General features: G+C 64.9%; 9 protein-coding genes and 1 riboswitch. Of the genes, 8 read left to right on the forward strand and 1 reads right to left on the reverse strand.

Translation table 11 applies throughout. From position 1 onward, the window contains the following. A partial coding sequence (locus F753_RS37340; RefSeq protein WP_023445507.1) for a lipase secretion chaperone occupies window positions 1-900 on the forward strand: 900 nt, incomplete at its 5' end. Window positions 901-906: 6 nt separating this feature from the next. On the opposite strand, the gene F753_RS37345 is transcribed toward F753_RS37340, so the two are convergent. Then, window positions 907-2322 carry an MltF family protein gene (locus tag F753_RS37345; protein WP_031297743.1) on the reverse strand — a complete coding sequence of 472 codons (1416 nt, stop codon included), beginning with the start codon at window positions 2320-2322 and terminating at the stop codon, window positions 907-909. A gap of 169 nt (window positions 2323-2491) precedes the next feature. Here F753_RS37345 and F753_RS37350 point away from each other — a divergent pair, with 169 nt between their 5' ends. From F753_RS37350 to F753_RS37380, 7 genes are all read left to right on the forward strand, one after another. Beyond that, on the forward strand, window positions 2492-3298 hold the full coding sequence (locus F753_RS37350; RefSeq protein ID WP_023445509.1) for a TatD family hydrolase: 807 nt from the start codon (window positions 2492-2494) through the stop codon (window positions 3296-3298). A gap of 109 nt (window positions 3299-3407) precedes the next feature. After that, entirely contained in the window at window positions 3408-4877 is a 1470-nt protein-coding gene (locus F753_RS37355) for a methyl-accepting chemotaxis protein (protein ID WP_023445510.1), read from the forward strand. Window positions 4878-5081: 204 nt separating this feature from the next. After that, a riboswitch (guanidine-I (ykkC/yxkD leader) is annotated at window positions 5082-5181 on the forward strand. 170 nt (window positions 5182-5351) lie between these two features. After that, complete coding sequence (locus tag F753_RS37360; protein WP_023445511.1) at window positions 5352-6167, forward strand: ABC transporter permease; 816 nt, start codon at window positions 5352-5354, stop codon at window positions 6165-6167. Continuing rightward, window positions 6164-7048, forward strand: coding sequence for an ABC transporter ATP-binding protein (locus F753_RS37365; RefSeq protein WP_023445512.1), 885 nt, complete (start codon window positions 6164-6166; stop codon window positions 7046-7048). Before F753_RS37360 ends, F753_RS37365 begins: the two co-directional genes overlap by 4 nt. 1 nt (window position 7049) lies before the next feature. Then, complete coding sequence (locus F753_RS37370; RefSeq protein ID WP_023445513.1) at window positions 7050-7778, forward strand: urea amidolyase associated protein UAAP1; 729 nt, start codon at window positions 7050-7052, stop codon at window positions 7776-7778. A 13-nt stretch (window positions 7779-7791) separates the two neighbouring features. After that, the gene (locus F753_RS37375) at window positions 7792-8427 is read left to right on the forward strand and encodes an urea amidolyase associated protein UAAP2 (RefSeq protein ID WP_023445514.1); all 636 of its coding nucleotides are present in this window, start codon (window positions 7792-7794) and stop codon (window positions 8425-8427) included. Window positions 8428-8584: 157 nt separating this feature from the next. Beyond that, window positions 8585-10448: ATP-binding protein (locus F753_RS37380; RefSeq protein WP_023445516.1), on the forward strand; the 1864-nt coding region annotated here is incomplete at its 3' end.

Here is a 10448-nt window from a genome sequence, read left to right on the forward strand (position 1 = left end):
CCCGCCACGGCCGCCCCAATACCACCCCAGAAGCCGCTGAAAACCCAACCGGAACCGCAAGGCACGCCGCAGTTACCGACGTCGTTCAAGGGCACCCAGGTCGATGGCCAGTTCCGTCTGGATGAAGCCGGCAACCTGCTAATCGGCGCCGAACTTCGGCATCTGTTCGATTACTTTCTCGCCGCGGCCGGAGAGGAGCCGTTGAAAAACAGTATCGAACGCTTGCGCCGATACATCGTCGCCGAACTGCCGGAGCCGGCCCAGAGCCAGGCTTCAGCAGTACTCACCCAATATCTCAACTACAAGCGCCAACTGCTTGATCTGGAAGCGACTTATTCGCGAACCACGGACATTTCAGCGCTACGCCAGCGCTTGAGTGCCGTGCAGGCGTTGCGCGCACGCGTGCTGGAGCCGGCTGTTCACCAGGCGTTCTTCGCCCTGGACGAGGCCTATGATCGCTTCAGCCTGGAGCGCCTGGCCATTCAAGCCGATTCAGCGCTGGACAGCGACGCCAAGGGCCGCGCCATCGACCAGCTGCGCGCCGGATTGCCCGGCGACCTGCAAGAGCTGCTCGTGCCGCAGCTGCAAAGCGAGCTGCGAGAGCAAACTGTCGCCTTGCAGGCCCAGGGCGCTGATGCGCAGCAGATCCGCCAGCTGCGCCAGCAGTTGGTGGGCAGCGAGGCTGCCACCCGACTCGAAGCGCTGGATCGACAGCGCGCGCAGTGGCAGCAACGGGTCGCTGTCTATCGGCAGGAACGTCAGCGTATCGAAGCCACTCGCGGCCTGGACGATGTCGAGCGTCGCAGCGCTATCGAGCGGCTGGAGGCCGAGCAGTTTGACGAGGGCGAACGCTTGCGGCTTGTCGCTGCCTTTCAGCAGCAGGAAGTGGCGGAGCGCTGAGAGCGATCAGTTGGCCGCGGTCTTGCGGTCGGCCTCGAGCAGATAGCGCTCGCGCTGGTAGGCCAGGTAGTACTTGTTGACGCTGTTGACGTATGCCACTACGCCCATGCCAACGGTTTCCATGGCAATTCGCTCGACCTGGAAGAACCACTGATCCGGGTTCAGACCGCGCCGACGGGCTTCGGCGCGCATGCTCTGCACCCGCTGCGGGCCGAGGTTGTAGGCGGCGAGAATGAACGCCATGCGCTCACGCTCGTTCAGTCGCGGGCTGGCGAAAAAGTTACGACGGATGTTCGCCAGATACTTCGCACTGGCCTGCACGTTGTTGTCCAACTGGTGGATGTTGCTGACACCCATCGCACGAGCCGTGGCCGGCGTCACCTGCATCAACCCCGTGGCACCGCCGGCGCCCCGCGCCGCGGGGTTCAGGGTGGACTCCTTGAACGCCAGGGCGGCGAGGTTCAGCCAGTCCAGCTCGATCTGTTCGGCATAGCGCTGCAGGGTCGGACGAACCTTTTCCAGACGCTGGCGGCCTACTCGGTCGAGCGGGTACTGGACCTTGTACAGACGCCGGTAGACGCGCTCGAAGGCGGCATCCTGGTTGTCTGGCAGGTCGAAATCCTTGAGAAAGCGATCAGCACTGGCGCGCAACATGCTGGCGTCGTTTCGCACGAACCAGTGCATGCTGGCCTTGTCGCCCAGGCTCAGGTGCTGCTCGATGCGCAGTTTCGGCATGACCTTGGCCCAGCGCTCGGCGATGGTCTGCTCGACCACGGTCGCCGGATAGACGCCGGCCTGCACCATCTCCAGCACATCCTCGACGGCCAACGTGGGGTCGACCCACTCGGCAACGATCGGCGCCAGCTTGCGCTCCATCAGTTGCTTGTTCAGCCGCGCGAGCGCCGGCCCTGCGGCGCTGCCAGGTGGCAACGCAAGGCTGCGCCCGGATAGCTGGTCCAGACGCTGATAGCGTGGGCCGCCCTGGCGGCCGACCAGCACCAATGACACGTTGCTGACTACCGGCCGGCTGCGGCTGATGCCTTTCATGCCCGCCAGCGGCAGTAATTCGCCGGGCGCTACCAGATCCCCCTCGCCGCGCTGCAGCGCGCCAAGCAACTGATCCTTGGCTTTGGGAATGATCTTCAGGGTAATCGGCCGCGCGGATGCAGCATTGCGATTCAGGTACTGCTCGAAGGCCCGCAGCCGCGCGTACTCGACGCCAATCGCTTCGCCTTTCACCTCACCGGAGCTGTTCCGGCTCTGATTGACCAGCACGCGCAGTACGCCACTACGGCGAATTTCGGCCAGATCACGTACCTTGTCGTTCGCTTGCCACGCCTCGGGACCCGCCACGCGCGCAGTCGCCATCGTTGGCATCAGGGCCAGCAGCAGGCAGAACATGAGTGGCAGCAATCGTGGCATCGGGATGCACCGGTGTGAAGACGCAGAGAACGCTGGTGCGGTGCTCCCTGCCCGCAAAAGGTGGCAAAGGTTCTCACAGGTTGGCTTATTCCGCCAGTTTACTCTCCAAACTGGTTTAGCTATAACTTCTATATTATTGATTTAGTTAGTTTTTAATTTCGAGGTATCCATGCAGCTTATCGACATTGGCGTCAATCTGAGCCACCCGACATTCGCCTCCAGCGTACCTGCGGTCGTCGAGCGCGCCAGAGCGGCCGGCGTCGTGCAGATGGTGCTTACCGGCACCAGCCTCGAAGAAAGCGAAGCTGCTCTCAAGCTCTGTCGCCAACTGGACGAGTCCCGCCTGCACCTGTTCAGTACCGCGGGTGTGCATCCGCATGATGCGAGCCACTGGACGACTGACAGCGCCAGCCAGTTGCGCGGCCTTCTCGCCGAGCCCGAAGTGCGCGCAGTCGGCGAATGCGGCCTGGACTTCAATCGCGATTTTTCACCGCGACCGCTACAGGAGCGCGCGCTGGAGGAACAGTTGCAACTCGCCGTCGAACTGCAGTTGCCGGTCTTTCTGCACGAACGCGACGCCAGCGACCGGTTGCTGGCGATTCTGCGACCGTTTCGAGACCACCTCCCTGCGGCGGTGGTGCACTGTTTCACCGGTGAAAAACAGGCGCTGTACGGCTATCTCGACCTGGACCTGCATGTCGGCATCACCGGCTGGATATGCGACGAACGCCGCGGTACCCATCTGCATCCCCTGGTGAAGGACATCCCTACAGGTCGTCTGATGCTCGAGAGCGACGCGCCGTATCTGCTGCCACGCACCCTGCGACCGAAGCCTAAGAGCGGCCAGAACGAACCGGCCTACCTTACGGAAGTACTGCGCGAAGTCGCGCTCCATCGCGGCGAGAGCGAAGCGTCGCTGGCGGCGCACACCACGCGCTGTGCGCGCGCGTTCTTCGGCCTGCTGGACCTCGACTGAGTCACAGAAATTTCTCAAGCTCTGCCTTAGGCGGCCGTTAAATGTTCAGCCGCAGTGCAAGCAAGCGTTCCGCTACGCGCGCGCAACCTCCTATAGAAGAAGAGCAGTCATGGCCGTTTGGATTCGCGATCTGTCGCTCAAGTACAAGTTCTGGGCACTGAACATGGTGACCTTCGTCATCGCGTTGCTGCTGGTGCTTTACGCCGTACAACTGGAGCAAAGCGCCCGTAGCACCGACGCCGTCGCTGCAGCGCAGGCGCGTGCGTCGCTGCTGGCGAGCTGGCCGGCCGATGCTGCGCTGCCGCAGGGTGCGGACCTGATCGCGTTCCAGGCAGATCAGCGCGCCGCGGTCGAGGGTCAGGCTATCGCCGAAAGCGGCTGGACCACCCTCGCCCACGACCGACTGTTCTCCAGCAATCCCGTGGTCGGCGCCCACCTGATCTCCGCGACGAATGGTCAGAAGCTGGCTGTGCTGGCCCGCGCGCCCAGCGCTGTTCAGGTACTGAGCCAGCACTTTTTCAGCTACGCCGTGGCGGTCGCGGTGCTGATGCTCGGTCTGCTCGGCGCTTCGCAACTGCTCATCCGCTTTCTGCTCAGCCACCTCAACACGCTCAAGGACGTCATGCTGCACGTGGAGCGCAGTGGCGACCTGCAGGCACGGGTTCCGCTGGACAGCCGTGACGAAGTCGGCCAGATGGCCAGCGCATTCAACGCCATGCAGGGCGGCTATCAACGCGTGGTCAGCACCGTCGCCCAGGCTGCCGCGCGTCTCGATGAGGGCGCCAGCCGGCTGGCCACGAGCATGAATGACGTGCACAAAGGCATGCGCGGTCAACAGGGTGAAACCGACCAGGCGGCCACGGCGATCAACGAAATGAGCGCCACGGTGCACCAGATCGCCGAGCATGCACGAGAAACTCGCGATCAATCACAGAACGCCGACCGCCTTGCGGGCGATGGCCACCGGGTCGTCGGCCGTGTGGAGAAGTCCATCTCCAGCCTATCCCAGGGCGTGCAGCAGACCGGCGAGATGATCGAGCAGCTCGCCGCGGACAGCCAGAAGATCAACGGCGTGGTCAACGTGATCCACAGCATCGCCGAACAGACCAACCTGCTAGCGCTCAACGCCGCAATCGAAGCAGCACGGGCCGGTGAACAGGGCCGCGGATTCGCCGTGGTTGCCGATGAGGTACGCAACCTCGCCAAGCGTGTGCAAAGTTCCACCGATGAGATCACCCAGATGATCTCCGGCCTGCAGGCGATGACTCGCGACGCCGTGGAGTTCATGCAGGAGAGTTCACTGAAAGCCGACGATTGCGTGCGCGAGGCCCATGAAGCAGCGCAGGCACTTGAAGCCATTGCCGACGCGGTCGCACAGATGCGCGAAAGCAATACGCAGATCGCCGTTGCCGCCGAGCAGCAGAGCCAGGTCGCCGAAGAGCTCAACCGCTCGGTTACCGGCATCCGCGACGTCACGGAACGCACCGTGGAGCAGACCGTAAGCTCGGCCAGCACCAGTGCCGAGCTGGCTGCGCTGTCCACCGATCTGAGCCGTGCCATCGGCCAGCTCAAGCTCTAGCTTCCTGCCAATGCGGCGTTGCGCTCGTGCAACGCCCTCCGCGCTCGAAAAGCATGCACCGCCTCGAGCGCAGCCCCAAAACAGGGCATTCCCCTAGTCCCGCCCTTCCCCACGACGCCTGCAGCGCGCATTTTTTGTGCATTGGCATCGCTCTTGCTTTGCATCCTTTGCGAAGAAAAGCTGCTGCACCTGCGAAGACAATTTGAAATAGCTGACTAGGGTTCCGACTCGTTGACGCGAGTGGCTGGGCCGAGAGTTGGCGACCTCCAGCGAGGTTACACGGCGGGATAAAAGCCCGGGAGACAGCGTGATTGCACGCAGCTCCTGCGCTATTCCCAACACTGGAGGGTTTGCCATGTGCCCGCTCGAAACGGCTTTGCCGTTCTCCGCTCTGCCTTGCGCCAGGGCCTCTGCCGCACCCGAACTTCACAGTATTCCACCAGTTGCCGCGGCCGTTGCACGGGGTATCTGCCTATGCGTCTGATCAACCGCACTCCCGGACGTAGCGGCTGGTTGGCACTGGCGATTCTGCCCTTCGCCCTGCTGCTGGCGCTGTACCTGACCAACTCGGTCCAGCGCCTGGAACTGAACCCCAACGACAAGTTGCTGCCCAGCTTCGGCCAGATGAGCGCAGCCGTCGAACGCCTCGCTTTCACCCCCGACAAACGCTCCGGCGACTATCTGTTCTGGCAGGACACCGCCTCCAGCCTCAAACGCCTCGGCACCGGTCTTGCCATCGCGGCAGTGGCCGGCCTGTGCCTGGGTATCGTTGCCGGCACTCTGCCGCTGTTCAGCGCGCCGCTCTCGCCGTTGCTCACGGTGCTGTCGATGGTGCCACCGCTGGCGATCCTGCCGATCCTGTTCATCGTCTTCGGCCTGGGCGAACTGTCCAAAGTGATGCTGATCGTCATCGGTATCACGCCGATCCTGGCTCGTGACCTTGAACACCGAGCACGAGAAATCCCCCGCGAGCTGCTGATCAAGGCGCAAACCTTGGGCGCCAACACCTGGACCCTGATCCTGCGCCTGATCCTGCCGCAGCTGATGCCGCGCCTGCTGATCAGCCTGCGCCTGGTGCTCGGTTCGGCCTGGCTGTTCCTCATCGCCGCCGAAGCCATCGCCTCCACCGATGGCCTGGGCTACCGCATCTTTCTCGTGCGTCGCTACATGGCGATGGACGTGATCCTGCCCTATGTCGCCTGGATCACTCTGCTGGCCTGGGCCATGGACTACCTGCTGCGGCGCCTGACCCAGCTGCTGTTCCCCTGGTATGAAGGAGCCAAGGCATGAGCGAGAACAACGCCAAGGTGCCCGTGGCCGCACAGTCGAGCCAATGCACAACGCAACTAGGGACTCGCGCAGGCGGCGACCCCAGCTCCTTCATTCAGGTGAAGAACGTCTGGCAGCAGTACGGCGATCAGGTCGTGCTGGAGCGCCTGAATCTGAACATCGCCGAAGGCGAGTTCTGCACGCTGGTCGGTGCCTCCGGTTGCGGCAAATCCACCTTTTTGCGGCTGCTGCTCGGCCAGGAAGCGCCCAGCCGCGGCGAGATCCTGCTTGATGGCCAGCCGCTGGCAAACGAACCGGATGCCAGCCGCGGCGTGGTCTTTCAGCGCTACTCGGTATTTCCGCACCTGACCGTACTGGACAACGTCGCCCTCGGCCTGGAACTGCCGCGCGCCCCGCTGCTGGGCCGTCTGCTTGGTCACCGCAAGCGCGATGCCCGCGAGCAGGCCGCGCAGATGCTGCACAAGGTCGGCCTCGGCCATGCGCTGGACAAGTACCCGGCGCAGTTGTCCGGCGGCATGCAGCAGCGCCTGGCCATCGCCCAGGCGCTGGTGATGAAACCCCGTGTGCTCTTGCTCGACGAGCCCTTCGGCGCACTCGACCCGGGCATCCGCAAGGACATGCATGAGCTGCTGCTGGAGCTGTGGCGGGAAACCCGGCTGACGGTGTTCATGGTCACCCATGACCTCTCGGAAGGCTTCACCCTCGGCAGCCGCATCCTGGTCTTCGACAAGCCGCGCATCGATCCCCACGCCCCGGGTGCCTATGGCGCGCGGGTGACCTACGACATTCCCTTGCACGAGGGCCGCCACGCGCCCGGCGCGGCCGCTGGCCTGCCGGCCACCCTCAGCGAGAAATTCCGAACTGCCTACCAAGGAGCCTGACATGAGCGCTTCACTCGCGATCCGCCCCACGCTGTACGAAGAAACCGTTCCCGGTGGCGGCCACACCTCCTTCGTCCTCAAGCGTGGCCAGCTGCTGCGCCTGACCGATCTGGAAGGCGGCGCCAACGTCAGCTTGATGCTGCTCAACGCCCAGGAGAAGAGCGAGCGGCTGAACCTGCCCGACACCCTCAAGTGCCAGCACACCGCCAAGCTCACCGCCGGTCATTGCCTCTACTCGGACATGGGCCGCGTACTGGCTGCCATCACCGCCGACACCTGCGGCTGGCACGACAGCTTTGGCGGCGTGCTGAACGCCGATGAAGTCGCCGAGAAATACGGCCAGGGCCGCTACCAAGAGCTGCGCAACGGCTTCTTTCGCAACGGAACGGACAACCTGCTGGTGGAAATGGGCAAGTGGAACCTGAACCTGCAGGACCTGCTCATGGTGCTCAATCTGTTCAGTCGCGTGGACGTCACCGCTGACGGTGCCTTCGCCTTTCACAGCGGTAATTCCAAAGTGGGCGACTACATCGAGCTGTACGCGCCCATGGACACCCTGGTGATCCTCACCGCCCTGCAGCATCCGCTGGACCCCAATCCGCTGTACGCACCCAAACCGGTGCAGCTGAGCTGGCACAAGGTCGAGAGCGATGGCATCAGCGTGCTCTGCCGCACCTCGCGCCCGGAAAACGGCCGTGCCTTTCACAACACCGAACGCCTGTACATCTGAGGAGGTGGCCGTGATGAGCCTTACCGAAAGCAGCCTGCACCCCGAAACCGCCGCCTTCCGCCATGTGATCCCGGCCGGCGAACCGTACCTGTTCGAAGTCAAGGCCGGGCAGACCCTGCGCCTGCTCGATCTCGAAGGCAACCAGGCGGTGGACACGCTGTTCTTCAGCGCGAAAAACCCGCGCGAGCGCTACGACCCGCAGCGCACCCTGCGCCGGCAGAACCGCGTCTACCTCACCACCGGCACGGTGCTCTATTCGAACCTCGGCAATCCGCTTCTGACCATCACCGCCGACACCTGCGGCCGCCATGACACCCTCGGCGGGGCCTGCGCCCAGGAGAGCAACGTGGTGCGCTACGCGCTGGACAAGCGCTACATGCACAGCTGTCGCGACAATTTTCTGCGCGCCAGCCTGCACGACGGCCGACTGGAGAAACGAGACATCGGCGCCAACATCAACTTTTTCATGAACGTTCCGGTGACGCCCGAGGGCGGACTGACCTTCGAGGACGGCCTTTCCGCGCCGGGCAAGTACGTGGAGCTCAAGGCCGAGCAGGACGTGATCGTGCTGATCTCCAACTGCCCGCAACTGAACAACCCCTGCAACGGCTGGAACCCGACGCCCGCCGAGGTGCTGGTGTGGGACTGATGGCGCTGTTACGACGCCACCTGCTGCCGCTGCTGCAGGCGCGCGCCGGCCAGCGCCCCGAGCTGCCGGCAGCGAAGAAATCCTCCCCAACCACGGACGGCCGTGGCGCAGATGAATAAAGGCGGGACGGCCCGCCGGCCCTTCGAGGGTACTCTAGATGTTCGACAAACTCCTGATCGCCAACCGTGGCGCCATCGCCTGCCGCATTCTGCGTACGCTGCGCAACCTGAATGTGAACGGCGTGGCCGTCTACTCCGAGGCCGACGCCGCCAGCCTGCATCTGCAGCAGGCCGACGAGGCCCACAGCCTGGGCGAAGGCCCGGCCACACAGACCTATCTGGACGCGCAGAAGATTCTCCGCATCGCCCGTGAAACCGGCGCGAAAGCCATCCACCCCGGCTACGGGTTTCTTTCCGAGAACGCGGCGTTTGCCGAAGCCTGCGAGGCCGCCGGGATCGCCTTCGTCGGCCCGACGCCGGAACAGCTGCGGGTGTTTGGCCTCAAGCACACCGCCCGCGCCCTGGCCAAACAACGCGGCGTACCGATGCTGGAGGGCACCGAGCTGCTCGACAGCCTCGCCGATGCCCTCGGCGCAGCCGAGCAGGTCGGCTACCCGGTGATGCTGAAAAGCACCGCTGGCGGTGGCGGTATCGGCATGCGCGTGTGCCGCTCGGCGGCGGAGCTCACTGATGCCTTCGACGCGGTCAAGCGTCTGGGGCAGAACAACTTCAGCGATTCGGGCGTGTTCATCGAGAAATACATCGAGCGCGCCCGCCACCTGGAGGTGCAGGTGTTCGGCGACGGCGCCGGCGAAGTCATCGCCCTCGGCGTGCGCGACTGCTCGGTGCAGCGGCGCAACCAGAAGGTGCTGGAGGAAACCCCGGCGCCGAACCTGCCGGCCGGCATGGCCGAGGCGCTGTGCCAGGCGGCGATCACCCTGGCCAAGGCGGTCAGCTATCGCAGCGCCGGCACCGTCGAGTTCGTCTACGACGCCGAAGCCCAGCGTTTCTACTTCCTCGAGGTGAACACCCGCCTGCAGGTCGAGCACGGCGTCACCGAGCAGGTCTGGCGCGTGGATCTGGTGCGCTGGATGATCGAGCTGGCCGCCGGCGACCTGCCGCCGTTGGCCGAGCTGGTGAAGGATCTCAAGCCGAGCGGCCACGCGATCCAGGCGCGCGTCTACGCCGAGGACCCGGGCCGCGACTTCCAGCCAAGCCCGGGCCTGTTGACCGCCGTGGCCTTCCCAGCCGCCGACGGCAAGAGCCTGCGCATCGACACCTGGGTCGAAGCCGGCTGCGAGATCCCGCCGTATTTCGACCCGATGATCGCCAAGGTCATCAGCTGGGCGCCGAGCCGCGAAGCGGCCCGCGTCGCGCTGGACGCCGCCCTCGGCGACACCCTGCTCTACGGCGTGGAGACCAACCGCGAGTACCTGCGCCAGATCCTCGGCTTTGCCCCCTTCGCCCTCGGCACGCCCTGGACCCGCTGTCTGGAAGGTCTGCGCTATTCGGCCAACACCTTCGAGGTCATCAGCGCCGGCACCCAGACCACCGTGCAGGACTTCCCCGGTCGCCTCGGCTACTGGGCGGTGGGTGTGCCGCCGTCCGGCCCGATGGACAGCCGCGCGCTGCGCCTGGGCAACGCCCTGCTCGGCAACCCCGAGGACGCTGCCGGGCTGGAAATCACCATGAGCGGACCGATCCTGCGCTTCAACACCGACGCGGTGGTGGCGCTGACCGGCGCCGCGATCCCCGTGAAGCTCGATGACGTCACGCAGCCGATGTGCACCGCCATTTTCGTCCCGGCCGGCAGCACCCTGACCATCGGCACCATCGCCGGCGCCGGTGCCCGCTCCTACCTGGCCGTGCGCGGCGGCGTGCAGGTGCCGGAGTATCTGGGCAGCAAGAGCACCTTCACCCTCGGCCAGTTCGGCGGGCATGCCGGCCGCGCCCTGCGTGCCGGCGATGTGCTGCATCTGGCGCCGCTGAGCGACTCGTCTGCCGGCGCACGGCTCCCCCCCC

It is taken from the genome of Stutzerimonas chloritidismutans AW-1 (genome assembly GCF_000495915.1).
GTDB lineage: Bacteria > Pseudomonadota > Gammaproteobacteria > Pseudomonadales > Pseudomonadaceae > Stutzerimonas > Stutzerimonas chloritidismutans.